This is a genomic window from Geobacillus sp. 47C-IIb (assembly GCF_014679705.1).
GTDB classification, from domain to species: Bacteria; Bacillota; Bacilli; order Bacillales; family Anoxybacillaceae; genus Geobacillus; species Geobacillus thermodenitrificans.
In genome coordinates this window covers 144,357-168,379 of sequence record NZ_CP061473.1, presented here as the reverse complement: position 1 = coordinate 168,379, position 24,023 = coordinate 144,357, and the positions used below count along the sequence as shown (strand labels likewise).

Genomic DNA, 24,023 nt, shown 5'->3' with positions numbered 1-24,023 from the left:
TTGATGTGGCAAAGCTGAACGGCTTGTACAACCATCCGCAAACATTACCTTGCGGATGGCGGTGGTCTATTGTGATCGTAAATAGGCCGTTTGTGTCATCAGCAATCGGCTACATCGATCTGCTTTTTTGATGATAAATGAAAGGAGAAATGCTTTTAATCAAATAAACCGTAATTATATTATGTTAACAAAAGAGGAGCCGCCCAACTATCTGTTAACCACGGGGCGGCTGGTGGCAAGCAGCAATGCGGGCGGGGCGGTCCGGGTAGTCGGTGAACAAGCCGTCAACGCCGATGGAGCATAGACGTGCCAAATCGTGTGGGTTGTTCACCGTGTAGACATGCACGATGAGCCCGCGGCTATGAGCGGCATCCACCCACTCTTGATTGGCGAGTGAAAGCGGCAAGCCAACGCCATCGGCATAGACGGCGACCTGCTCTAGCAGCTCGTTCGGGCTTATACGAGCCGTCTCGCGTTCTCCAATGAGCTGAATGAGCGGAATGCTATTTGGGATGAGCGGCCTTAGCGTCTGCAAACTCTCGGGGTGAAACGATTGAAATATGATGCGTCCGCGCTGTAAATAATAATGTTTTTGCAATAGCTGTACGACCGATTTTTCGATGCCGGGCTGCTTTAGTTCAATGTACAAAGGGGCATCGATTCGTTCTGATTTCAGCGTGTGTATGATGTCCTCAAGTGTCGGGATCGGTTCGCCGGCAAAGCGCTTACCAAACCAGGAGCCGGCATCAAGACGCTTCAGCTCGGCGAGTGAAAAATCGCCAACCTGCCACGGAGAACGGCGAGGGTAGACGGTTTCGGCATTCGTCGTTCGGGCGAGTGTTGCATCATGCATGGCGATGAGTTTTCCGTCTTTCGTCATGCGCACGTCAACCTCAATATAATCAGCGTGCATGCGGGCGGCAAGCCGGTAGGAGGCAAGTGTATGCTCCGGTGCATGTCCGGAAGCACCGCGATGGGCGATGATGATCGGCTCGCGGGTGACAGACGGCTGTTGTGGAGCAGCAGAGGAGGCTAAGCCTAGCGGTAACCATACCAAGAACGAGACATAAAGCCATATTCGATGCAACGTCATCCCCCCTTTCTGTTTCCAGCATACCTTATTGGAATGAAACGGTTGTGAAGACAAGATGAAGAGATGGTAAAACGTGCGGAACGTGAATGCTTATCCGTATTTTTCCACTTGATGCAAAACGATATTCGTTTTTACGTATAAAGGAAGCCACTATGCTGCATACTGTGAATGACGACAAACACGTTGGGCTATAGCCAAGTGGTAAGGCAACGGACTTTGACTCCGTGATGCGCTGGTTCGAATCCAGCTAGCCCAGCTGAACGTCTGGTCAAACCGGAGGGGCTTTGAGCCGGTGAAAACGGTCTCCGCTATATATCGGCGCGGGGCCGTTTTTTATGGTTTCAATGCGATCGGTGGAATACATCGAAGCGATTGACGGCCACACAATGGTTTGGTTCACATCGCCGCGTTCGTGTCAGTCGTTCGAATGAAAGATCGTCGACAAAAAACTGCTGAGGCAGAAGGATTTTGGCGAATGACGGCGAATGCAAAACATGAAAGGGGAGAGCGACAATGAAAACAGCCGATTTATGCGATCAATTTTTAGACGAGTTGCAAGTATGCGAGTTGCCGTTCCAATCGTACGGCGGAAAGCGGGCGTTTTCCGGGCCGATTGCGACGGTCGATGTGTTTGAAGACAACGTCCTTGTCCGAGAAGCGCTGGAGACGGTGCCGCCGGGGACGGTGCTCGTGGTCGATGGAAAAGGCTCGCGCCGCGTCGCGCTATTAGGCGACCGGCTGGCGCAAATCGCTTGCGAGAGGGGGCTTGCTGGCGTCATCATCCACGGCTGCATCCGCGATTCAGCGGAAATTGGCGCCATGCCGATTGGCGTGATGGCGATCGGCACATGCCCGGTGAAAAGCAAAAAAGAGGGAAAGGGCTCACGCGACGTTGCGCTCGAGTTTGGCGGCGTCCGCTGGGAGCCAGGGGCGTACGTGTACGCTGATGCGGACGGCGTTGTCGTCGCCAACAAAGATTTGTTGGCGAAAAATGGTTGACGGCTGCGGTCGAGTCTCGTTCAATACAACGAACAGGTTGAGGCGATGGAGATGGAATGGCATGAAGTGCGTTCATTGTATCCAAATCAATTTGTGAAATTACAAGTATTAAAGTCCCATTTAGAGGGAGATCAAGAAATCATTGAAGAGGTGGCTGTTATCGGAACGGTTTCCGACAAGGATGCAACTCGTGAGTTGCTGCAATCGAAAGGGAATCAGCTTGTTTATCATACTAGCCACAAGGAGATTGTTTTAAAAGTTCGGGGAGCGATTGGCCTGAGAGGGAAATTTCATTATGCAGATTGAATATCGTGAAGGCTTGCTGTTTGCATCGATCGAAATCGTTTATCAAGGAAGGTCTAAGTTGATTCATAATATGGTGATTGATACTGGTGCGGCGAAAACAGTGATTTCTCAAAATGCAGTAGAAGATATTCATTTGCGGGTAGAGCCGGGCGATCGTATTGTGGCTTATTACGGAATCGGTGGGAAAGAGTACGCGTTTACAAAAAAATTAGACTGTATTCAGCTAGATTCTTTCCAGCTAAGAGAGTATGAAATTGATTTTAGCGGGATGGACTATGAGGGGATTAACGGTTTGTTAGGATTGGATATATTGCTGGGCGCTGGATTTGTCTTAGACCTGGACAAGTTGGAGATGTATCGTTCTGGTTGAAATGGAACGCCCGCTCGAAATGCCAAAAAGAAGGAAAAGGCGCCCGCGACGTTGCGCTCGAGTTTGGCGGCGTCCGCTGGGAGCCAGGGGCGTACGTGTACGCTGATGCGGACGGCGTTGTCGTCGCCAACAAAGATTTGTCGGCAAAAAACGGTTGACGGCAACGCATTGGTTGTACTACGATGAAAACGGATGCTTGTTCCATGACAGCGCATATATGGCGGTAAGACAAACAAGGTGCCTAGCCCGCTTAGGGCTTGGGTGAAAAGGGAAGCTCGGTGAAAATCCGGCACGGTGCCCGCCACTGTGATGGGGAGCTTTGCGGCAGCAAGTCACTGAAGGATGCTTCGGGAAGACGCCGCCAAGCGATGATCCTAAGTCAGGAGACCTGCCTTGTTTGGATCGGACGGATGCCTACGGGACTATAGGCAGACGTGCGGGAGAATGACGGCTTTAGGGGCCCTGTTTGGGCCGTTTACGGCTTTCGTATACATTTTTCTGCACCTCTGCTGTAGAGGTGCTTTTTCTTTTGTCGAAAAACCGTCCGTCTGCCGCATTTCATTCTACCATTCTAGCAAAAGGAGGGATTTGGTGGCGACGTGGGATTTGCGGGGAATGAAGCATCATGTGCTCATTTGCAACGGAGGGACGTGCCTCCGCCATGGCGGAGATGACGTGACAACGGCGGTGCGCGAGGAGATCGCCCGTCTCGGGCTTGACGACGCTGTCCATACAACAAGGACGCGCTGCAACGGACGATGCCAAGACGCGTGCGTGATGATCGTCTATCCGCAAGGCATCTGGTATCGACAGATGACGCCGGAGCGGGCGAAGGAGGTTGTGCGCGCCCATTTGGGTGAGGGGGTTCCGATGCGGGAGTGGGCGACGTATGAATACGAAGGCGAATTGGTGTTGACGCCAGCCGGCGAACGGGAGGCGCCAAGCGGAAAACGGAAAACGGAACATGCTGCGAAAGGAGTGAAGGGATAAATGAAGAGAGCGGTTCGATGGAGCGGAATGGCGGCTTTGTTCGTTTCCTATTTTTTGTTGACAAATGAAAATGAAGCGTATGCCATGCATATTATGGAAGGATTTTTGCCTGTCAAATGGGCGCTGTTTTGGTGGCTGTTGTTTTTGCCGTTCTTTGTGTTCGGATTGCGGCGGCTTGTGCATACGCTGAAGCAGCACCCCGAACATAAGCTTCTGATGGCGTTAGCTGGCGCGTTTACATTTGTATTGTCGGCGTTGAAAATTCCATCCGTCACCGGCAGCAGCTCGCATCCGACCGGGATCGGCTTCGGCTCGGTTTTGTTTGGACCATGGGTGATGGTGGTGATCGGCACAGTCGTTCTTCTCTTTCAAGCGCTGCTTCTTGCCCACGGAGGAGTGACGACGCTTGGGGCCAATGCGATGTCGATGGCGATCGTCGGCCCGTTCGTCGCGTACGGAGTGTATCAACTGTGCCGAAAAGGGGCGGTATCCAATCGAGCGGCTTTGTTTCTTGCCGCTTGTTTGTCTGATTTGGCTACATATGTCATGACGTCCCTGCAGCTTGCCCTGGCGTTTCCGTCTCCTGATGGGGGAGTCACCGCCTCGTTTTTGAAATTCGCCGGCATTTTTGCCATTACTCAAGTGCCGTTGGCGGTGACGGAAGGCATCATAACGGTAATCGTCTGGAACTGGCTTTCCTCCTATCAAGCTTCTCCGCTGTTCCAAAAGGAAAAGGGGGCGTAATGCGATGAAGAAAAATGGCTTGCTCGTGTTGCTGGCTGCTTTGCTTGTCATCATTCCTCTTTGGTGGGCGCGCGGATCGGAATTCGGTGGAACGGACGATCAGGCGGAAAAAGCCATTCAAACGCTCAACCCGCATTACCGGCCGTGGTTTGAGTCGATCTTCACCCCTCCAGGCGGCGAAGTCGAAACGCTTCTGTTCTCGCTGCAAGCCGCGCTTGGCGCCGGCGTGATCGGCTACGTCGTCGGGTTGTACAAAGGGCGTTCGGAGCGGAAAAACAGCCATGATTCGCGAGTTTGACCGTTGGGCGTATGACAACCGGCTGCGGGCATGGCGGGCGGAGTGGAAGCTGATCGTGGCGTTTGTTATGCTTGCCGTTGTCATGATGGGCGGCTGGCGCGAACAATGGCTTGTGCTCATCGGAATGGCGTATTGGATTGTCGCTCGTGCACGAGTGCCGTTTTCCGTGTATGGAAAAGCGATGCTCGCCGCCTCCGTTTTTTTAGGGCTCAGCCTGCTGACGCTCGTTGTGTCCGTGTCGGTTCCTTTTCAAATAACTTTCATCGACAGCCAGCTGCAGCCGGCTGCAAAGCTCGCCGTCCGCTCCCTTGCCGCCTGGTCGTGCTTGTTTTTCCTTCTCATTACGACGCCGGCGCCGGACTTGATTGCGGTGCTGAGGCGAATGCGGCTGCCGGCGGCGCTCGTGGAACTTTGCTTTCTTATGTATCGCTTTATCTTTTTGCTCGAGCAGGCGGCCGCAGAGCTGATGCTGGCGTTGCGGGCCCGCAGCGGGGGAACGCATTGGCGGCATGGCGGGATGCTGATGTACCAACTATGGATGAAAACGTGGCAGTCGTATGAAGCGTTCAGCCGTTCGCTTGCGGCGCGTGGAGGCGTCGCGTCGGCTGGGCATACGCATCAGCGGGAAAAAGCGCATGTGCCTCTTGTCGATGTTGCGGCCGGCATCATCATGGCCTTGCTGCTTGGGTGGGCATGGCGGAAAGGGTGAAAACGTTGCTGCTGCGAATGGAACGAGTGAAATACGCTTATCAAGCAGAACGGTACGTGCTGAATGGGATTGATTGGGAAATTCCAGAGCGAAAAAAATGCGCATTGATCGGGCCAAACGGCTGCGGCAAAACGACGTTGTTTCTTCATTTGAACGGGCTGCTGCGGGCGCAGGAAGGAGCGGTGTATTGGAAAGGGCGCAACATGTATGAACGCGGCGCTGATTGGACGCAATGGCGGCGTGAAGTCGGCATCGTCTTTCAAAACCCGGAGCATCAAATCCTCGCCCCGCTCGTGCGTGATGAATTGGCGATCAGCTTAGTCCATGCCGGAATCGATCGAGAAAAAATGAGGGAGGCGCTTGCCGCGATTACGGCGGAATACCACCTTCAATCTTGGCTGGACCGCCCGACCCATCAATTCAGTCTCGGACAGAAAAAATGGCTGACGCTCTGCTGTACGATGGCGGCCAAGCCGGACTTGCTCGTATTGGACGAACCGACCGCCTATTTGGATCAGCATCAGACAAAGCAGTTTCTCAAACAAATTGACGCCATTCACCAGGCGGGGACGACTGTGTTGATCGCCACCCATGACATGGATTTCGTCTGGCAGTGGGCGGATGTCGTCGCGGTCATGCACGAAGGACGGATCGTGATGCAAGGGGCGCCCGAAGACGTATTCGCCGACCGCCAGCGGCTGTTGGACATTCGCTTGGATGTTCCGCTGTTCGTGCGGCTTTGGCAAGCATGGCGGCCAGAGGAAAAGATCGTCCCCCGATGTGTTGCGCCGTGAAAGGGACATGAGCGGCGAATGGAGTGTGAAAAATGGGTGCTAGTCGGCAAAAGGAGGGATCATGATGAGCGGCAAATTGCTCATTGTCGGCTTCGGTCCGGGAAGCGTCGACCAAATGACGAAACGGGCTCGGGAAGCGATTGAAGAAAGCGACGTCATCATCGGCTACAAAACGTACATCGAACTTGTGCGCGATCTGATTGTCGGAAAGGAAATCATCAGCACGGGCATGACGGAAGAGGTGAGCCGCGCCCAAGCGGCGGTGAAATGGGCGGAGCGCGGCAAAACGGTCGCCGTCATTTCAAGCGGTGACGCCGGGTTGTACGGCATGGCCGGGCTCGTGTATGAAGTGCTGATCGAAAAAGGGTGGACGAAAGACAGCTCGATTGAAGTCGAAGTCATCCCCGGCATTTCCGCGATCCATTCGTGCGCCGCGCTGCTTGGCGCACCGATTATGCACGATGCGTGCACGATCAGCTTGAGCGACCATTTGACGCCGTGGGAGCTGATTGAAAAGCGGATTGACGCCGCCGCCGCGGCCGATTTTGTCATCGCGCTTTACAACCCGAAAAGCGGACGGCGCACTAGACAGATTGTGGAAGCACAGCGCATCCTGCTCCGCCATCGGTCTCCGGAAACCCCGGTCGGTCTGGTGAAAAGCGCGTACCGCGAGCGGCAGCATATCGTCCTCACCGACTTGGCGCATATGCTTGACCATGAGATCGGCATGTTGACGACGGTGATTATCGGCAACTCAACGACATTCGTCCATGACGGCGTGATGATCACGCCGCGCGGCTACCAGCGCAAGTATCAACTAGCAGCCGCCGTCCAGCCGCTCAAACCGCATGAACGGCTGCGCAAAGAAGCGGAGCCGTGGGCGCTTGACCAGACGAAACCGCTAGAAGATGAGGACGAAGGAAGCACGGGGGCATCAGGACCGTCCGAAGCGGCTGTCCTCGCCGGGGACAACCAGAAGGATCGTGCTTTCACCGCCTTGGCCACCGCGGTTCGACCGCCGTCTGTTGCCGCGGCCACGAAGGAGGCCGAGCCAACGCCGCTGGCTGCCGTTTTGCCGACGCTTGCTGCACCGCTGGCAAAAACAGCCAAACGGCAGCCGACCGCCGCGCCAAAACGGGTGAAAGAAACAGCCGAAGACGCGCTCGCCGCTTTAGAGAGACGGAAAACAAGAAAGACGGCGGCCGTGTTGTTGGAAGCGGCGGTGAGCCCGGGCGTGGCCAATAAACAGTTCACCCCGGAACAGCTCATCGTGCTTGCGGAAGTGGTAGGGATGGATGGAAAAATGACCTACACACCGGATCATTATATGAAAATCGAACGGTTGACAGAGGACCCAGATGGGCTTGTGGCCCGTCTCGTTGACGCCGGACTGATCGTGATGCCGGTCGGTGATGTGCTGACGGTGAAGGCATGTGATTTTTGCGATGGAGAGAAAAAAGACGCCATTCCATACGCGGAGGAATTGGCGCGCCGGTTTGGCGGCATGGCGCTGCCGAAAGAGTTGAAGCTTGGCATCAACGGCTGCGGGATGGCGTGCTACGGCGCGGTGCACGAAGACATCGGGCTTGTGTACCGGAAAGGGAAATTTGATTTGTTTTTGGGCGGGAAAACGGTCGGCCGCAACGCCCATCCCGGCCAGCTCGTCGCGGAAGGCATTCCGCCGGAAGAAATTGTGGCGGTTATGGCAGAAATCATCGAACAGTATCAAGAACAAGCACATCCAAATGAACGGTTTCATAAGTTTTTCCGCCGCGTGAAGCAAGTCGGACGTTTTTCACACGAAGAGGCAAAACCGGCCGCGTCCATCGAAATGCCGGCTTGCGGCGAGTGACGGAAGCATGTGTTATATAAGTGCAGCTTGAACGTCTGCAGATGTCGTTGGTGTCGAAGCGACGCATCTTTTTCCGACAGTCGATCGAATAACCGGCTGGTTCCATAAAAGAGCATAGATGGGCGCCTCGCATTTGGATGAAGCGCCCATCGAGTCATTGCGCTTATAGGGAACGGCGGAAGACGTCCGCTAACAAAAGGGGGAAAACAAGGATGAGAGCCATTTTATTTGTCGGCCATGGCAGCCGCGACCCGGAAGGGAACGAGCAAGTGCGGCAGTTTGTCGACCGCCTGCGGCCGCGTTTGCGCGATTCGTTTCATATTGAAACAAGTTTTTTAGAATTTGGCCGTCCGTCGATCGGCGAAGGAATCGAACGCTGCGCCGAAGCCGGGGCAATGGAAGTGGCGGTCATTCCGCTCATTTTATTGCCGGCCGGGCATTCGAAGCTGCATATCCCGGCGGAAATCGATGAGGCCAAAGCGCGCTATCCGCATATGGTGTTCCGCTACGGCCGCCCCATCGGCGTCCATGAGCAGACATTTGCTATTTTGCGCGAACGATTGCAAGAAATCGGCGAGCGGCCGGAGCAGCCGGATGACGGAACAGCGGTCATTTTGCTTGGCCGCGGCGGGAGCGATCCGGATGCGAACAGCGACTTGTATAAAATCGCCCGCCTCTTTTGGGAACAGACCGGCTATGCGCTCATCGAGCCGGCGTTTATGGGCGTGACGACGCCGTCGCTTGATGATGCTGTCCGCCGCTGTCTCATGCTCGGAGCTAGGCGGATCGTTGTTCTTCCGTATTTTTTATTCACCGGCATCCTGATTAAGCGGCTTGAGCAGCAAATGGCGCAATACCAAGCTGAGCACTCGCATATCTCGTTTGCGCTTGCCGGCTATTTTGGATTTCATCCGAAGCTTGAGGAGATCGTGCTTGACCGCCTCAACGAGGTGCTCGGCCAAACGGTGGCGATGAATTGCGACATCTGTCAATATCGGCTGCACGCCGCCCATCATCACCATCATCATCACCATCATTGAAGGAGGAAGCGTCCGATGATTTTATTGTTAGCTGGAACAAGCGATGCCCGCGAATTGGCGGTGATGATCCAACAAGCCGGCTATAACGTAACCGCGACGGTCGTCACCGATCACGCGGCCGAACAGCTCCGATCGGCCGGCATTCGCGCCTATGTCGGCCGCTTGGATGCGTCCCAGCTTGCCGATCTGGCCAAAGCCGAGGGGGCCAAAGCGATTGTGGACGCGAGCCATCCATTTGCTGAAGAGGCGTCAAAAAACGCCATGCAAGCGGCAGCAGACGCCGGGTTGCCCTACATTCGCTACGAGCGGCAGGCGTCTTCGTTTTCATCCGAGAAGGTGACATTTGTCGACAGCTATGAAGAAGCGGCTGACTTGGCGGCGGAAAAAGGCGGCGTCGTGATGCTGACGACCGGCAGCAAAACGCTCGACATTTTCGCCGCGAGGCTCATCGGTCGCCCGGACGTCAAGGTGATTGCGCGGATGCTGCCGCGGAAAGACAATCTCGACAAATGCGAGCGGCTCGGGTTTTCCCAAGAGCAGATCGTCATGATGCAAGGGCCGTTTACGAAAGAGCTCGATCGGGCGCTATACCGCCATTTTGGCGTCACGGTCGTCGTCACGAAAGAAAGCGGCAAAGTCGGGTTTGTCGATGAGAAAATCGCTGCCGCCGAGGAGCTCGGCATTGATGTCATCGTCATCCGCCGCCCACGGTTGTCATACGGCATCGTGCATCACGATTTTGCCGGCGTGCTCGAGGCGTTGAAGCAGCATGCGCCGCTTCCGGCCGTGTAAAGAATGGGATTCTAGCGGCCGCTCATGCAAGCGATCATGAAGAAAGGAGAGAATTGTCATGGACTTCCATACAACATTTCGTCCGGCGACGGTGCAGCCGGAACAAATTGAAGCGCGCAGCTTTCAAATCATTGATGAAGAGATCGGCGAGCATTCATTTACAGAAGAACAATACCGAATCGTTCAGCGCGTCATCCATGCATCGGCTGATTTTGAGCTGGGCAAAAGCCTCATTTTCCACCCGGATGCGATCCGCTCAGGCATTGATGCCATTCGCAGCGGCAAGCTCGTCGTCGCCGATGTGCAAATGGTGCAAGCCGGCGTCAATCAAGCGCGGCTTGCGAAGTTCGGCGGTGCGGTGCGCGTCTATATTTCTGATGAAGACGTGATCGCTGAAGCGAAACGGTTGAATACGACGAGGGCGATTGTGGCGATGCGCAAAGCGGTGAAAGAAGCGGAAGGCGGCATTTTTGCCATCGGCAACGCTCCGACAGCGTTATTGGAGCTCATTCGCCTCATCAAAGAAGGAGAGGCGCGGCCGGGATTGGTGATCGGCTTGCCGGTCGGATTCGTCTCGGCGGCGGAATCAAAAGAAGAATTGGCGAAGCTCGATGTGCCGTTCATCACCAACCGCGGCCGCAAAGGAGGAAGCACCGTGACCGTCGCTGCCTTGAATGCTTTATCGCTGCTCGCCGAGCGAGGGTGACGAACGATGGAAACGAAAAAAACGCTGCGTGAAGGGTATACGACCGGATCATGCGCGACAGTGGCAACGAAAGCCGCGCTCACGGCGCTCATCACTGGCCAAGTGCAGGCGGAGGCGACGATTCGGATTCCGATCGGGCGGGTGGTGACCTTTTCGCTCGCCTCTTGTTCGTTCGATGGCGAAACGGCGACGGCCTCGGTCGTGAAGGATGGCGGCGATGACCCAGATGCGACGCACGGCGCGCTCATCGTTTCCACTGTCTCGTGGGCCTCGTCGCCGGGCGTTCATATCGACGGCGGTGAAGGGGTCGGACGCGTCACCAAACCCGGCTTGCCGGTGCCGGTCGGGGAAGCGGCGATCAATCCAGTGCCGCGGCAAATGATCCGCGAAGCCGTCAATGAAGTGCTGGCGCAATACGGTCTACATGGCGGGGTGAAGGTCGTCATTTCTGTGCCCGGCGGCGAGGAAATCGCCAAAAAAACGTTGAACCCGAGACTAGGCATCATTGGCGGCATTTCGATTTTGGGGACGCGCGGCATCGTCGTTCCGTTCTCCACCGCCGCCTACCGGGCGAGCATCGTGCAGGCGCTTCAAGTGGCGAAAGCGAACGGCTGCCGCCATGTTGTCATCACGACCGGGGGGCGGAGCGAGAAATACGCCATGCAAGAATATCCACATTTGCCGGAAGAAGCGTTTATCGAAATGGGCGATTTTGTCGGCTTTACGCTGAAACAATGCAAACGGCTTGGCATCAAGATGGTGTCGATGGTCGGGATGATGGGGAAATTTTCGAAAGTCGCTCAAGGAGTGATGATGGTGCACTCGAAAAGCGCCCCGGTCGACTTTGGCTTTTTGGCTGCCATCGCCGAGCAGGCAGGTGCTGGCCCAGAACTGGTGGCTGCGGTGCGCGGCGCGAATACGGCGGCGCAAGTCGGCGACATGATGCAAGAGGCCGGTTGCATGAAGTTTTTCGAGCTTTTGTGCGAAGCGTGCTGCCAGGCGGCGCTTCACGAAGTGGGAGGCGGTCTGACGGTGGCGACGTCCATTTACACAATGAACGGACAACAATTAGGAAAGGCGGTGCAGACCGATGGGGACGATGAAGTTGATCGGTGTGGGTGCTGATGGGCAAGCAAGTCTTCCTGAGCTGTATCGACGCTGGATTGATGAAAGCGAGCTGCTTGTCGGCGGCGAACGGCAGCTGGCGATGTTTCCTGAATACAAAGGAGAAACGATCATCATCCGCCGCGGACTGGCGGAGCTGGTGGAGCGGCTCCGCCATGAGACGCGCAACACGGTCGTGCTTGCTTCCGGCGATCCGCTCTTTTACGGCATCGGCAGCTATTTGGCCGGCAAATTGCCGATCGACGTGTATCCGGCCGTCAGCTCAGTGCAATGGGCGTTTGCGAAAATGGGCGAGTCTTGGCAAGACGCGGCGTTTGTCAGCGTCCATGGCCGGCCGCTCACCGGTTTGGCTCAGCGGATCGACGGGCGGCGCAAAGTCGCCATCTTAACCGATGAGACGAACTCGCCGGCCGCCATCGCCCGCTATTTGCTCGAGTACGGCATGACGGAATATGAGGCGTTTGTCGGCGAGGAGCTCGGCGGGCCGAATGAGCGATGCCGGTTTTTCAAGCTAGAAGAAATGGCAGAAACCGAGTTTCTTCCATTAAATATAGTCATTTTGAGGCAAACCGCTCCTGGTCCGATTTGGCCGCTCGGCATTGACGATGATGAATTTTTCCAACGCAAGCCGGACAAAGGGCTGATTACAAAGAAAGAAATTCGCGTCTTAAGCGTAAGCGCCTTGCGCTTGCGCCCGGACAGCGTCGTCTGGGACATTGGGACGTGCACCGGTTCGGTCGCGATTGAAGCGGCGAAAATCGCCCGCGACGGGGCGGTGTTTGCGATTGAAAAAAATGAATACGACCTCGAGATTTGCTGGCAAAACTTGCGCAAATTCCGCGTTGACATCACGCTTGTGCACGGCAGGGCGCCCGATCGGCTCGATGAGTTTGCCGACCCGGATGCCATCTTTATCGGCGGCACGTCAGGCGCGATGTCGCCGTTGTTGGACGTCTGTGCGAAACGGCTGAAGAAAAATGGACGCATCGTGATCAACGCGGCAACGGTTGAGACGCTTGCTGAAGCGGGCTGCGAGCTGCGCAGCCGTGGATTTCATGTTGACATCACGCTCGCGCAAGTGTCGCGAAGCAAGCCCATTTTAGAGTTGACGCGCTTTGAGGCGCTCAATCCGGTGTATATCATGACAGCCAAGCGGGAGGGAGACGAATGACCGGCACGTTGTACGGCATCGGTGTTGGCCCGGGCGATCCAGAGCTCATGACGGTGAAAGCATACCGCCGCCTAAAAGAAGCGGATGTCATCGCCTATCCAAAAAAAGGGCGGCAAAGCAAAAGCTATGCGGAACAAATTATTGATGCGTATTTTGCGCCAGAGGAAAAACGGCGGCTCGGCCTGCATTTTCCGATGACAAAAGACCGAGCCTTGCTTGAGCCGAAGTGGAACGAGGCGGCGGACGCCATTTGGGCGGAGCTGTCGGCCGGGCGCGATGTCGCGTTTGTGACCGAAGGCGATCCGCTGTTGTACAGCACGTTCATCCATTTGATGCACGTAATGGAGCGCCGCTATCCGGAAGCGCCGATTGAAGTCGTCCCCGGCGTCAGTTCGGCCAACGCTGCTGCCGCTAGGCTTCGTCTGCCGCTGGCGGATGGTGATGAAACCGTGGCGATCGTGCCCGCCCGCGACGATGTTGAGGCGATGAAAGCAGTGCTTCTTGAGCACGATTGCGTTGTCTTTTTTAAAGTGGCGAAAGTGATCGATTTGCTGGTTCGTCTGTTGCGGGAACTCGATTTGCTTCATCGCGCCGCTGTTGTGACGAAAGTGACGTCCGGCGAGGAAGTCGTGTGGAAGGTCGAGGAGCTCGACGGAGCGGAACTCGAATATTTGACATTGATGGTGGTGAGAAAGTGAAGCTGTATATCGTAGGGGCGGGGCCGGGAGCGCCGGATTTGATCACGGTTCGCGGCGCCGAGCTTCTCGCTGCTGCCGACGCCATTTTTTACACCGACTCGCTAGTGAGCGCGGAATTGATCGAGCGCTACCGGAAGCCGGATGCTGACGTTTTCCATACCGCCGGCATGCATTTAGAAGAAATGGTCGCGGCAATGGCGGAGCAAGTGAAACAAGGACGGCTTGTCGTGCGCGTCCATACCGGTGATCCATCGATTTACGGGGCGACGCTTGAGCAAATCGCCTTGTTGAAAGAAGAAGGAATTGAAGTGGAAATCGTCCCCGGCGTCAGTTCGGCGTTTGCCGCCGCGGCCGCCGTGCAGGCGGAGCTCACCGTTCCGGAATTGACGCAGACGGTCATTTTCACCCGCGCCGAGGGGCGGACGCCGATGCCGCCGCGTGAGAAATTGCAGGAGCTGGCGCAGCATCATTGCACGCTCGTTCTTTTTTTAAGCGCGACGCTTGCCAAAAAAGTAAGCGCGGCGCTCCTTGAAGCGGGTTGGAGCGGTGATACGCCTGTCGCGATCGTCTATAAGGCGACATGGCCGGATGAAGTCGTGATTCGTTCCACCGTTGCCACAATGGCTGACGATATGCGGCGCCATGGTGTGACGAAACACGCGATCATGTTGGCCGGTTGGGCGCTCGATCCCCATATTCATGAGCGCGGCTACCGTTCGAAGCTGTACGACCGCACGTTTACGCACGGATATCGAAAGGGGGAGAAGTAAGGTGGGAGTTGCTGCCGCGAACAACAAAAGACACGGCGCCTATGCTGTCGTGGCCATTACGAAACACGGGGTCGAGATCGCCCGACGCCTTGGAGGCGCTCTTGCGGGAGCGGACGTTTATTATACGGATAAATTCGCCCGCGGCGATGAAGCCAAGCACGGGATCCGCTTGTTTTCCGGCAACGTCAGGGCCTTGTTGCCGGAGTTGTTCGCCCGCTATGACGGACTCATTTGCATCATTTCGCTCGGCGCTGTCGTACGGATGATCGCTCCGCTGTTAAAAGACAAAAAGACAGATCCTGCGGTCGTGGTGATCGATGATAAGGCTGAACATGTGATCAGTGTTCTTTCCGGCCATTTGGGCGGAGCGAACGAACTGACGCGGCGCGTTGCTGCCATTTTAAGCGCCCGCCCGGTCATTACGACCGCTTCTGACGTGCAGCAGACAATCGCCGTCGATCTGTTCGGTCGCCAGTTCGGCTGGGAATGGGAATCAGCTGACAAGCTGACGCCGGTGAGCGCCGCGGTCGTGAATGAAGAGCCTGTCGCGATCGTGCAAGAGTCGGGGGAAACCGGCTGGTGGCCGGAAGGGCGGCCATTGCCCAAAAACATTGCCGTGTACGGCTCGATCGCGGAAGCGCTCGCTGCCCGCCCGGCGGCCGCGCTTGTGGTCACTCATCGCTTGCTTGCGCCGGAAGAAGAGGCCATTTTGCAAAACGGCGTTTTGTATCGCCCGAAAGTAATCGCGCTTGGCATCGGCTGCAACCGCGGCACATCGGCTGACGAAATCGAAGCGGTCATCCATGAGACGCTCAATGAGCTGCGCTTTTCGATGAAAAGCGTCAAAGCGGTGTGCACCATTGATTTGAAAAAGGATGAACAAGGACTTTTGGAGGTAGTCAACAAATATAGATGGGAATTGGTTGCGTATACGCCAGAAGAGCTGAACACGGTGTCGATCGAAGCGCCGTCGGAAACGGTGTACCGCTACACCGGCGCGTATGGGGTGAGCGAGCCGGCGGCGAAATTGTACAGCGGGGCCGATCGGCTGGCGCTGGTGAAAAAGAAGTCCGGCAATGTGACGATTTCCGTGGCGCTCATCGATCATCAAAAGAAAGCGACCATGCAGGGAAAGGGGAAAGAGGCATGCGACGGCTTGTCATCGCCGCACCGGGAAGCGGCGCCGGCAAAACGACCGTGACGCTTGGATTGATGGCGGCCATGAGGCAGCAAGGATATACGGTGCAAGGGTTTAAATGCGGCCCGGACTACATCGATCCGACTTACCATACGGCTGTGACCGGCCGGCCGGCGCGCAACTTGGACAGTTGGATGATGGGAAGCGAAGCGGTCAAAACGGTGCTCGCCAACGGTTGTCAAGGGGCTGATATCGCCATCATCGAGGGGGTGATGGGGCTGTTTGACGGGAAACAGCCGCTTTCTGACGAGGGGTCGACGGCTGAAATCGCCGTGTTGACCGAAAGCCCGGTGCTGCTTGTCGTCGATTGTTCCGGCATGGCCCGCAGCGCCGCCGCCATCGTCCATGGGTTTCAAACGTTTCGCCCCGATGTGCGCCTCGCCGGCGTATTTGCCAACCGCGTCGGCAGCGAAGGGCATTTTCGGCTCGTCAAAGCGGCGGTCGAGCAAACGTGCGGGGTGCCGGTCGTCGGGTTTCTCACGCAAGACGAAGCGTTGGCGCTGCCAGAGCGCCATTTAGGGCTCGTGCCGTCGGTGGAGCGCGGCGAACTGGATTCGTTTTTTGCCGAACTGGGGAGAAAGGTGGCGCGCACGATCGATTGGGAGACGCTCCTTTCGATTGCAGAAGCGCCAGCCCTTTGTTCTCCGGCGCCGCTCATTCGCCCTTCGCGGCCGTATCGCGTGCGCGTGGCGGTTGCCAAAGATGCCGCCTTTCATTTTTACTATCCGGAGAATCTGGAGATGCTTTCTGCCTGCGGCGCGGAGCTTGTCTACTTTTCTCCGCTCGCCGGCGAGCCGCTTCCGGATGGGGTGAACGGATTGTATATCGGCGGCGGGTTTCCGGAAGAGTTTGCCGCCGAGCTCGCCAGGCAAGCCGCGGTCAAACAGTCGATCCGCGCCGCCATCGAACACGGGTTGCCGACGTTGGCCGAATGCGGCGGGTTTATGTTTCTCACCGAACAGCTTGTTGCGACGGACGGTGCGGCCTATGAGATGGCGGGCGTCATCCCGGGGAAGGTCGTGATGAAGACGAAGCTCGCGGCGCTTGGCTACCGCGAAGTGCGCGGTCGAAATGGAAATTTTCTATTGCCGGAAGGAGAAACAGCGCGCGGGCATGAATTTCACTATTCCGTGTACGAACCGCGGGGCGAGGCGCCGTTTGCCTACGAAACGAGCGGCCGGAAAGGAACGAAGCCTGACGGTTATTTGGCGCACCGGCTTGTCGCCGGCTATGTCCATTTTCATTTCGCGTCCGCCCCGGCGATGGTTGAGCGGTGGCTCGCCGAATGCGAGAAGGTGACCATCAATGGCTAAGGCGCTGCCGATTATGTTTCAAGGCACCCATTCTGATGCCGGCAAAAGCGTCATCGCCACCGCGTTTTGCCGCATGTTCGCCCAAGACGGCTGGAAGACGGCGCCGTTCAAGTCGCAAAACATGTCGTTAAACTCCTACGTGACGCCGGACGGAAACGAAATCGGGCGGGCGCAAGGAATTCAGGCCGAAGCGGCCGGAGTGGCGGCGCGCGCTGAGATGAATCCGATTTTGATTAAGCCAAGCCGCGAGCATGAATCGCAAATCGTTGTGCTTGGCAAACCGTACGGCAATATGCAGGCGTTCGCTTACCGGAACGAGTTTTTCCACCAAGGGCTGGCCGTCATCCGTCAGTCGCTCGAAACGTTGATGAACGAGTATGACCGGATTGTCATTGAAGGAGCGGGAAGCCCGGCGGAAGTAAACTTAAACGACCGCGAGTTGGTCAACATGCGTGTCGCCCGTCTCGCCAACGCCCCGGTCGTGTTGATCGGCGATATTGAGCGGGGCGGGGTGTTCGCGAGCCTCGTTGGAACGCTGTCGCTGCTTGAGCCTGAGGACCGAAAGCGGGTCATTGGGGTCATCATTAACAAGTTTCGCGGCGATGTGGCGCTGCTTAAGCCGGGGCTTGATTGGTTTGAGCAGCACACCGGCGTGCCGGTGCTTGGCGTCGTTCCATATTTGCCTGATTTGGCGATCGATGCTGAAGATTCGCTGTCGCTTGAGCGGTTTGCTTCATCTGTCGGGGGAGAGGAAGCGATTGATGTCGCTGTCATCCGCTGTCCGAAAATCGCCAATTTCACCGACATCGACCCGCTGCTGGCAGAACCGGACTGCCGCGTCCGGTTGGTGACGCACGGCGACGAGCTTGGCGCGCCGGATGTGATCGTGCTTCCCGGCAGCAAAAACACGATCGAGGACTTGATTTATATGAAGAAAAGAGGACTCGCTTCCCGCATTGTGTCGCTTGTCAATGAAGGAAAAGCGAGAGTCGTCGGCTTATGCGGCGGCTACCAAATGCTTGGCGCCGTCATCCGCGATCCGTATGGAGTCGAGACGCCGCTCCCCGAAGTAAAAGGACTTGGTTTGCTGCCGATTGAAACGACGCTTGAGCGGACGAAAATCACGATCCGTACGGAAGGGATGCTTACGTGGGCGGGCGAGCGGCTTTCGGTGCAAGGATACGAGATTCATATGGGCCGCTCGGCGCCGCTTCCTGGCTATGCGCCGCTTATTGAGGCGGACGGCCGCCATGAAGGGGCGAAGCACAGTGATGAGCGGGTGCTGGGCACGTACATGCACGATTTGTTTCATAACGATGCGTTCCGCACCGCGTTTTTCAACAACATTCGCCGCCAAAAAGGAATCGCTCCTTCTGGCGTCCGACTCTTTCGCTCGCTCAAAGAAAAGGCGTTCGACCGGCTTGCCGCTCATGTCCGCCAGCACGTGGCGGTCGAGCGGATCGAACAGATGATGCGTCAATTTGGCTGTCGCGATCACAGTTGAAGTCCAACAACGGGAAGACACCAAGGCAATGGGCGTTGATTTGGGACTTCGTTATATCGCCGTTGCCAGCATTGGAACGAAATCGTTGTTTTTCAAGGACAGTCAATGCGCTTTCATTCGCCGACGATATGCGGCTTTGCGGCGAACGTTGGGCAAAGCGAAGAAGCTCCATATGATTCGCACAATCGGCCGTAAAGAGTCCTGCTGGATGAAGGATATAAACCATAAAATCAGCCGTCAAATCGTCCGTTTTGCCCTCGCCAACGGTGTTGGCATGATTCGGATGGAAAAGTTGACGCGTTCCCTCAATCATAGACGAGAAAGGAGGAAGCGCATATTCCCGCTTGATGGGGGATATTGTGCGCCCATGATGAATGTTTCCATCCCACCGATCCACCGTGAAATGGTTGAACAAGCGCGTGCCTATATCGATCAATTGACCAAACCGCCCGGCAGCCTCGGCCGTCTTGAAGAAGTGGCGACAACGCTTGCCGGCATGACCGGGGAGCTGCTTCCACGCGTCACTCCGCCCGGAGTGCTCGTGTTTGCGGCCGATCATGGCGTCACGGAAGAAGGGGTGTCTGCCTATCCGGCCGAAGTGACGGCGCAAATGGTGTACAACTTTGCCAACGGCGGAGCGGCGATCAACGCCTTCAGCCGTCAAATCGGCGCGTTGCTTCAGGTGATTGATGTCGGTGTCGCCGTGCCGATTGCTGATGAGCGCGTCATTCAGAAAAAGGTGCGCCCGGGAACGAACAATTTCGCGGAAACGGAAGCGATGACGCCGTCCGAGGCCGAACAGGCGCTTCATGTCGGTTACGAACAGGCGGCGTCCATCATTGAACAAGGCGTCCGCACGCTCATTGTCGGCGAAATGGGCATCGGCAATACGACCGCCGCGAGCGCCTTATTGGCCACGTTGACCGATGAGCCGCTTGAGCGCATCGTTGGCAAAGGAAGCGGCATTAAGGAGGAAATGCTTGCCCATAAACAGGACGTGATCCGACGGGCGCTCTTGCTTCATCGGCCGGATCCGGCGAAGCCGCTTGAATGGCTTTCGAAAATCGGTGGGTTGGAGATCGCTGCTATGGCCGGGGCGATGCTGGCAGCCGCCGAACGGCGCATCCCGATTTTGCTTGACGGTTTTATTTGCACGGTGGCTGCCCTTGTGGCCCGCCAGTTTGCCGTGAACGTCACAGACTATATGATTGCCGGCCATCGTTCGCAAGAGCCGGGGCACAGTATAGCCCTTCGTTTGCTAGAGAAGGATCCGCTTTTGGATCTCGGCATGCGCCTTGGCGAAGGAAGCGGCGCGGCGGTAGCGTTTCCGCTCTTGATTTCAGCAATGGCGATGGTGAACGAAATGGCGACGTTCGCCTCGGCGGGCATTTCCACGGCCAATGCGAAAGGGGAGAAGGGGCGATGACCGTCGGCAAAGTGTATTTAGTCGGCGCTGGGCCGGGTGATGAAAAGCTCATCACGGTTTACGGCCGCGAATGCCTAGAACGGGCGGATGTCATTATTTACGACCGGCTCATCAACCGTAAGCTGCTGCGCTACGCGAAGCCGGACGCTGAGCTTCTTTACTGCGGCAAAGAGCCGGGAAAACATGACACGGTTCAAGAACAAATTCATGAGCTGCTCGTTTGGCATGCGCAACAAGGAAAAACGGTCGTCCGCTTAAAAGGCGGCGATCCGTGCATTTTTGGCCGCGTTGGTGAAGAGGCGGAAGTGTTGGTGAAAGCCGGAATTCCGTTTGAAATCGTTCCAGGGGTGACATCCGGCATCGCTGTGCCGGCGTACGCCGGCATTCCGGTCACCCACCGTGATTACGCCGCCTCGGTGGCGATGGTCAGCGGGCATCGGAGTGAGCGGATCGATTGGGAGGCGCTGACTCGAGGATGCGATACGATCATTGTCTACATGGGAGCGGCCAACTTGTCGGATATTTGCGGCCGTTTGATGGCGGCCGGAAAGCCGTCGGATACGCCGGCGGCCATCATTGAATGGGGGACGACCGAGCGGCAGCGCACGGTGGCGGCGACGCTTTCGACGCTGTCAGACGAGGCGGAACAGGCGGGCATTTCCCATCCGGCCATCATCATCATCGGCGATGTCGTTCGTCTGCGTGAGACGCTCCAATGGTTTCCGGAGCGGCAAGGGGGCGTGGTCGATGCCGACGCCTCGTCGTAGCGGGCGTGTCATCGTTTATACGGGCGACGGAAAAGGAAAAACGACGGCCGCATTGGGGCTTGCCCTGCGTGCCGTCGGCCGGGGAATGAACGTCGCGGTTTTGCAGTTTTTGAAATCGCCGGAACGAACATACGGCGAGCAGTTGGCCTTGCAGCGCCTTGGCGTCGACGTCCGTCAGCTCGGCGCCGGCTTTACATGGACGAAAACGGCCGATGTTCACCGTCAAGCGTTACAACGGGCATGGACATTGGCGAAACAGTATGTTCATTCCGGACAGTATGATCTGATCGTGCTAGATGAATTGAACAACGCGTTAGCCATCGATCGATTCCCGGTCGATGACATCATATCGGTGGAAGATGTACTCGAACTGATCCGCACGCGCCCGCCGTCACTCCATCTGGTCATTACCGGGCGCTCCGCTCGCCCAGAGCTGATCGCTGTCGCCGATATTGTCACTAAGATGACGCTTGTCAAGCATGACTATGAACAAGGGGAGGCGGCCATGAAAGGAATTGAATTTTGAGAAGAAACAGTTGGCGGAGGAATCTTTCTCACTCGTCTGCCAGCGTCTTATGCTATTGAAAAAGCGGCCGGATTCGGCCGCTTTTTTGTCGAACTTTATCTCGATGGACGGTGCCGTTTGGTTCCTAGGAGGGAAAACTCGCTCATGACGGTTTTTCTATGCGTCGGTGTCCGTTTTGTCGTTTTGTTCCTTATTTTGCCGCCGTCCTTTGCTGTTATCACCGGATATCGGACCGTGAAGCAAGGCCATGGGGTCTTGCGTCGGCGTGTTTTGATTCCGGCTTCCTTTGTTTGGCCGTTTTGTCACAGACCACACCTCCTTTAGGCGCTATGACCATATCATTAGCATAGGCTGCTCGTCGGTTTTTATACATTGACGGCGGCTAGAAAAGAAAAACGGGAAGCGCGTTTGTCATGCGTTCCCGTGAGCAAATACGTCCGGATGCTGGCAAATATGGCGGACGGGAGGGGTGGAGACAAATGATTTTTTAGTAAGCGTACCGGCCGAAAGCAGTGCCGACAATGATAAGCAAAATAAACAAGACAACGATCAATGCAAAGCTATTACCATGCCAAGCGCTCATCCTGCTCACCTCCTTGGAAAATCTATTACATGGTATGCAATTTATTGCATGAATGCACGGGAAAATTGTCGAAAAATGCAAAATAACAAAAACGCCTTGCTAGGAAAGCAAAGGCGTTTTTGTTGGATGAAATTTTTTACTCCCAAATGTAAGGTGTTTCCTGATAGACGTAATAGTTGAGCCAGTTGACAAACAGCAAATTGGCGTGTGAGCGCCACGTATTGAGCGGCGGTTGACTCGGGTCATCATTCGGGAAGTACGACTCCGGAAGTTGAATCGGTAACCCTTTGGCCAAATCGCGCTCATATTCGTCTTTTAACGTTGTTGCATCATATTCTGGATGACCGGTCAAGAAAATATGACGGCCGTCGTTCGAGGCGACAAGGCAAACGCCAGCTTTGTCGGCGACTGATAAAATCATGAGCTCCGGCACTTTTTCAATGTCTTCTCGCTTGACGTCCGTATGGCGGGAGTGCGGCATGCGGAACACGTCGTCAAAGCCGCGCAAAAGCTTTACATTTTTTACTTCCAGTGTATGGTTGAACACGCCGAAGCATTTTTTCGGTAGTGGATATTTCGGAATGCCATAATGGTAATACAAGCCGGCTTGCGCCCCCCAGCAAATATGGAGCGTCGATGTGACGTTTGTTTTTGTCCATTCCATAATGTCGGTCAACTCGTCCCAGTACGTCACTTCTTCAAACGGCATTTGCTCGACCGGCGCTCCTGTGATGATCATTCCGTCGAACTTCCGATGGCGGATGTGAGGAAAAATTGTGTAAAATTGATCCAAATGATGTTTACTCGTCGTTTTCGGTTCATGGGTCGCCGGACGCAAAAAGGTGACGTTTATTTGCAATGGGGAGTTGCCGAGCAGACGCAGCAGCTGCGTTTCTGCTTTTTCTTTTTCTGGCATTAAGTTTAAAATGACAATATTGAGTGGACGAATGTCTTGCGAATACGCCCGTTCTTCATCCATAACGAAAATGTTTTCTTGTTCGAGTATTTCCTTGGCAGGCAAATCTTTTGGGATGTTGATTGGCAACGATGTCCCCTCCGTTTCGTTCTCCTTTTTTAAATAATTTCATTATAAAAACTTTACCGAATTTATTCAATTCATTTTTTTCATGCAAGGAAATTCAGTACTTAAGGTGGAAAAAAGGAGGAAAACGCATGGATCCAACAGCATTTGACAACTTGAAAACGGTGTTGGAAGGGGCGGTATATGACGCTGATTTACAAGGACGCATTGTCGTTATCGACCGCCGCGATCTGGCTGATTTGGCTCGTCTCTCACGGGAGTATACCATTTCGTTTCAGCTCCATGATGCGCCTGATTCGCCAGTCACTTGTACGGTGCAGCTTTCCATCGATTTTGCTGAGCTCGTCAATGAACGGCTCCATCACGGCCGGTCTGGGTGCCGGCTCGCTGTCGTGTTCACGATGCCGATCCGCCGCTCGTCCGTTTGCGCCCTTATTGAAGGAACATTGCGGACGATTTGGGGGGAAGAACGGATCATTCGACAGACGCTCAGCTGGCAGTTTCCACATGAACGCGGTCCATACAAAAATGAAGCAACGGTTGAATTTTCCCGACTGATTTATGAGGAAAACGCTGCCGATTTGCCGGAGATGGTGCCGTATATGATTTCTTCGCTTGAGGAGCTGCAGCCGTTATCCGGCCAATAACGGTTCAAAAAAGTGGAAACCAAACGGGAAATCGACTATGATGGTGATGAGGTGAGAACAATGAGCGTATACGAGTTCAGCGCTAAGACGATTCGCGGGGAAGAGCAGTCGCTGTCTTCCTATCGCGGGGACGTTCTTCTTATTGTCAACACGGCCAGCCGATGCGGTTTGACACCGCAATATCAAGAATTGCAGGAGTTGTATGACGAATATCGTGACCGCGGGTTTGTCGTGCTGGGGTTTCCGTGCAATCAATTCGGTGGCCAAGAACCGGGAACAGAAGAGGAAATCGAGCAATTTTGCCAGTTGAATTACGGTGTAACGTTTCCGATGTTTGCAAAGGTGGATGTTAATGGCGACAACGCCCATCCACTGTTTCAATACTTGAAAGAACAAGCACCAGGGGCACTTGGCACGAAGGCGATCAAATGGAATTTTACTAAGTTTTTGGTTGACCGCGATGGTCGAGTTGTTGCCCGCTTCGCTCCGCAAACGAAGCCGAGCGAGTTGAAAAAGGAAATTGAAAAATTGTTGTAGTCTTTTTGTGAAGGAGGGATGAC

28 protein-coding genes, 1 tRNA gene, 1 pseudogene and 1 riboswitch are annotated in these 24,023 nt (G+C 55.5%); of the genes and pseudogenes, 26 read left to right on the top strand and 4 right to left on the bottom strand.

The window, feature by feature from the left end; translation table 11 throughout:
* Window positions 1–214: 214 nt before the first annotated feature.
* A complete protein-coding gene (locus IC804_RS00900; RefSeq protein ID WP_011887482.1) occupies window positions 215–1,093 on the bottom strand; it encodes a glycerophosphodiester phosphodiesterase family protein in 879 nt (292 codons plus the stop codon).
* A gap of 184 nt (window positions 1,094–1,277) precedes the next feature.
* Here IC804_RS00900 and IC804_RS00895 point away from each other — a divergent pair.
* The 24 genes and pseudogenes from IC804_RS00895 (at window position 1,278) to cobO (ending at window position 21,191) form a co-directional block, all read left to right on the top strand.
* Window positions 1,278–1,349: transfer RNA gene (locus IC804_RS00895), tRNA-Gln, on the top strand.
* A gap of 257 nt (window positions 1,350–1,606) precedes the next feature.
* Complete coding sequence (gene rraA / locus IC804_RS00890; protein ID WP_008880144.1) at window positions 1,607–2,092, top strand: ribonuclease E activity regulator RraA; 486 nt, start codon at window positions 1,607–1,609, stop codon at window positions 2,090–2,092.
* Between the two features lie 51 nt (window positions 2,093–2,143).
* Window positions 2,144–2,398 (top strand): hypothetical protein, encoded by a 255-nt coding sequence (locus IC804_RS00885; RefSeq protein ID WP_081157145.1) that lies wholly within the window; start codon window positions 2,144–2,146, stop codon window positions 2,396–2,398.
* Window positions 2,388–2,768 (top strand): retropepsin-like aspartic protease, encoded by a 381-nt coding sequence (locus tag IC804_RS00880; RefSeq protein WP_008880146.1) that lies wholly within the window; start codon window positions 2,388–2,390, stop codon window positions 2,766–2,768. The genes IC804_RS00885 and IC804_RS00880 overlap by 11 nt, the downstream gene beginning before the upstream one ends.
* Window positions 2,769–2,785: 17 nt before the next feature.
* A pseudogene (locus IC804_RS00875) lies at window positions 2,786–2,926 on the top strand (S-adenosylmethionine--2-demethylmenaquinone methyltransferase); the annotation flags it as partial.
* A gap of 60 nt (window positions 2,927–2,986) precedes the next feature.
* Window positions 2,987–3,179: riboswitch (cobalamin riboswitch) on the top strand.
* Window positions 3,180–3,359: 180 nt separating this feature from the next.
* The gene (locus IC804_RS00870; RefSeq protein ID WP_011231300.1) at window positions 3,360–3,758 is read left to right on the top strand and encodes a (2Fe-2S) ferredoxin domain-containing protein; all 399 of its coding nucleotides are present in this window, start codon (window positions 3,360–3,362) and stop codon (window positions 3,756–3,758) included.
* Entirely contained in the window at window positions 3,759–4,502 is a 744-nt protein-coding gene (locus IC804_RS00865; RefSeq protein WP_020754781.1) for an energy-coupling factor ABC transporter permease, read from the top strand.
* A 4-nt stretch (window positions 4,503–4,506) separates the two neighbouring features.
* Window positions 4,507–4,800 carry an energy-coupling factor ABC transporter substrate-binding protein gene (locus IC804_RS00860; protein ID WP_011231298.1) on the top strand — a complete coding sequence of 98 codons (294 nt, stop codon included), beginning with the start codon at window positions 4,507–4,509 and terminating at the stop codon, window positions 4,798–4,800.
* Entirely contained in the window at window positions 4,784–5,509 is a 726-nt protein-coding gene (locus IC804_RS00855; RefSeq protein WP_011231297.1) for an energy-coupling factor transporter transmembrane component T family protein, read from the top strand. The genes IC804_RS00860 and IC804_RS00855 overlap by 17 nt, the downstream gene beginning before the upstream one ends.
* On the top strand, window positions 5,506–6,303 hold the full coding sequence (locus IC804_RS00850; protein WP_081157157.1) for an energy-coupling factor ABC transporter ATP-binding protein: 798 nt from the start codon (window positions 5,506–5,508) through the stop codon (window positions 6,301–6,303). Before IC804_RS00855 ends, IC804_RS00850 begins: the two co-directional genes overlap by 4 nt.
* A gap of 61 nt (window positions 6,304–6,364) precedes the next feature.
* Entirely contained in the window at window positions 6,365–8,155 is a 1,791-nt protein-coding gene (cobJ, locus tag IC804_RS00845; protein ID WP_081157144.1) for a precorrin-3B C(17)-methyltransferase, read from the top strand.
* A 212-nt stretch (window positions 8,156–8,367) separates the two neighbouring features.
* Window positions 8,368–9,195: a sirohydrochlorin chelatase gene (locus tag IC804_RS00840; protein WP_008880154.1), complete on the top strand. Its 828-nt coding sequence runs from the start codon at window positions 8,368–8,370 to the stop codon at window positions 9,193–9,195.
* Between the two features lie 15 nt (window positions 9,196–9,210).
* The gene (gene cobK / locus IC804_RS00835) at window positions 9,211–9,987 is read left to right on the top strand and encodes a precorrin-6A reductase (RefSeq protein WP_008880155.1); all 777 of its coding nucleotides are present in this window, start codon (window positions 9,211–9,213) and stop codon (window positions 9,985–9,987) included.
* Window positions 9,988–10,045: 58 nt separating this feature from the next.
* Window positions 10,046–10,693, top strand: a complete 648-nt coding sequence (locus tag IC804_RS00830) for a precorrin-8X methylmutase (RefSeq protein ID WP_008880156.1) — start codon at window positions 10,046–10,048, stop codon at window positions 10,691–10,693.
* Between the two features lie 6 nt (window positions 10,694–10,699).
* Window positions 10,700–11,818: a cobalt-precorrin-5B (C(1))-methyltransferase gene (locus IC804_RS00825; RefSeq protein WP_008880157.1), complete on the top strand. Its 1,119-nt coding sequence runs from the start codon at window positions 10,700–10,702 to the stop codon at window positions 11,816–11,818.
* Window positions 11,784–12,989 carry a bifunctional cobalt-precorrin-7 (C(5))-methyltransferase/cobalt-precorrin-6B (C(15))-methyltransferase gene (locus IC804_RS00820; protein WP_008880158.1) on the top strand — a complete coding sequence of 402 codons (1,206 nt, stop codon included), beginning with the start codon at window positions 11,784–11,786 and terminating at the stop codon, window positions 12,987–12,989. Before IC804_RS00825 ends, IC804_RS00820 begins: the two co-directional genes overlap by 35 nt.
* Window positions 12,986–13,687 carry a precorrin-2 C(20)-methyltransferase gene (gene cobI / locus IC804_RS00815; protein ID WP_008880159.1) on the top strand — a complete coding sequence of 234 codons (702 nt, stop codon included), beginning with the start codon at window positions 12,986–12,988 and terminating at the stop codon, window positions 13,685–13,687. The genes IC804_RS00820 and cobI overlap by 4 nt, the downstream gene beginning before the upstream one ends.
* On the top strand, window positions 13,684–14,457 hold the full coding sequence (gene cobM, locus IC804_RS00810) for a precorrin-4 C(11)-methyltransferase (RefSeq protein ID WP_011231288.1): 774 nt from the start codon (window positions 13,684–13,686) through the stop codon (window positions 14,455–14,457). Before cobI ends, cobM begins: the two co-directional genes overlap by 4 nt.
* Before the next feature lies 1 nt (window position 14,458).
* Window positions 14,459–15,658 carry a cobalt-precorrin 5A hydrolase gene (locus tag IC804_RS00805; protein WP_008880161.1) on the top strand — a complete coding sequence of 400 codons (1,200 nt, stop codon included), beginning with the start codon at window positions 14,459–14,461 and terminating at the stop codon, window positions 15,656–15,658.
* Window positions 15,604–16,968 (top strand): cobyrinic acid a,c-diamide synthase CobB, encoded by a 1,365-nt coding sequence (locus IC804_RS00800; protein ID WP_008880162.1) that lies wholly within the window; start codon window positions 15,604–15,606, stop codon window positions 16,966–16,968. Before IC804_RS00805 ends, IC804_RS00800 begins: the two co-directional genes overlap by 55 nt.
* Window positions 16,961–18,472, top strand: a complete 1,512-nt coding sequence (locus IC804_RS00795) for a cobyric acid synthase (RefSeq protein WP_008880163.1) — start codon at window positions 16,961–16,963, stop codon at window positions 18,470–18,472. Before IC804_RS00800 ends, IC804_RS00795 begins: the two co-directional genes overlap by 8 nt.
* Before the next feature lie 367 nt (window positions 18,473–18,839).
* Window positions 18,840–19,898 (top strand): nicotinate-nucleotide--dimethylbenzimidazole phosphoribosyltransferase, encoded by a 1,059-nt coding sequence (gene cobT / locus IC804_RS00790; protein WP_078172627.1) that lies wholly within the window; start codon window positions 18,840–18,842, stop codon window positions 19,896–19,898.
* Window positions 19,895–20,665: a uroporphyrinogen-III C-methyltransferase gene (cobA, locus tag IC804_RS00785; RefSeq protein ID WP_008880165.1), complete on the top strand. Its 771-nt coding sequence runs from the start codon at window positions 19,895–19,897 to the stop codon at window positions 20,663–20,665. The genes cobT and cobA overlap by 4 nt, the downstream gene beginning before the upstream one ends.
* Window positions 20,646–21,191, top strand: a complete 546-nt coding sequence (gene cobO, locus IC804_RS00780) for a cob(I)yrinic acid a,c-diamide adenosyltransferase (RefSeq protein ID WP_081157143.1) — start codon at window positions 20,646–20,648, stop codon at window positions 21,189–21,191. The genes cobA and cobO overlap by 20 nt, the downstream gene beginning before the upstream one ends.
* A 156-nt stretch (window positions 21,192–21,347) precedes the next feature.
* Here the strand turns inward: cobO and IC804_RS00775 are convergent, their stop codons facing one another.
* The 3 genes from IC804_RS00775 to metA form a co-directional block, all read right to left on the bottom strand.
* Window positions 21,348–21,497, bottom strand: a complete 150-nt coding sequence (locus IC804_RS00775; RefSeq protein WP_165478177.1) for a hypothetical protein — start codon at window positions 21,495–21,497, stop codon at window positions 21,348–21,350.
* Between the two features lie 181 nt (window positions 21,498–21,678).
* Window positions 21,679–21,774, bottom strand: coding sequence for a YjcZ family sporulation protein (locus IC804_RS00770; protein WP_008880168.1), 96 nt, complete (start codon window positions 21,772–21,774; stop codon window positions 21,679–21,681).
* Between the two features lie 136 nt (window positions 21,775–21,910).
* Window positions 21,911–22,819, bottom strand: coding sequence for a homoserine O-acetyltransferase MetA (gene metA, locus IC804_RS00765; RefSeq protein WP_081157142.1), 909 nt, complete (start codon window positions 22,817–22,819; stop codon window positions 21,911–21,913).
* A gap of 128 nt (window positions 22,820–22,947) precedes the next feature.
* On the opposite strand from metA, the gene IC804_RS00760 reads away from it, so the two are divergent.
* Both IC804_RS00760 and IC804_RS00755 read left to right on the top strand, forming a co-directional pair.
* Window positions 22,948–23,463: a hypothetical protein gene (locus IC804_RS00760; protein ID WP_081157141.1), complete on the top strand. Its 516-nt coding sequence runs from the start codon at window positions 22,948–22,950 to the stop codon at window positions 23,461–23,463.
* A 60-nt stretch (window positions 23,464–23,523) separates the two neighbouring features.
* Window positions 23,524–24,000, top strand: coding sequence for a glutathione peroxidase (locus tag IC804_RS00755; protein WP_029761291.1), 477 nt, complete (start codon window positions 23,524–23,526; stop codon window positions 23,998–24,000).
* Window positions 24,001–24,023: the final 23 nt, after the last annotated feature.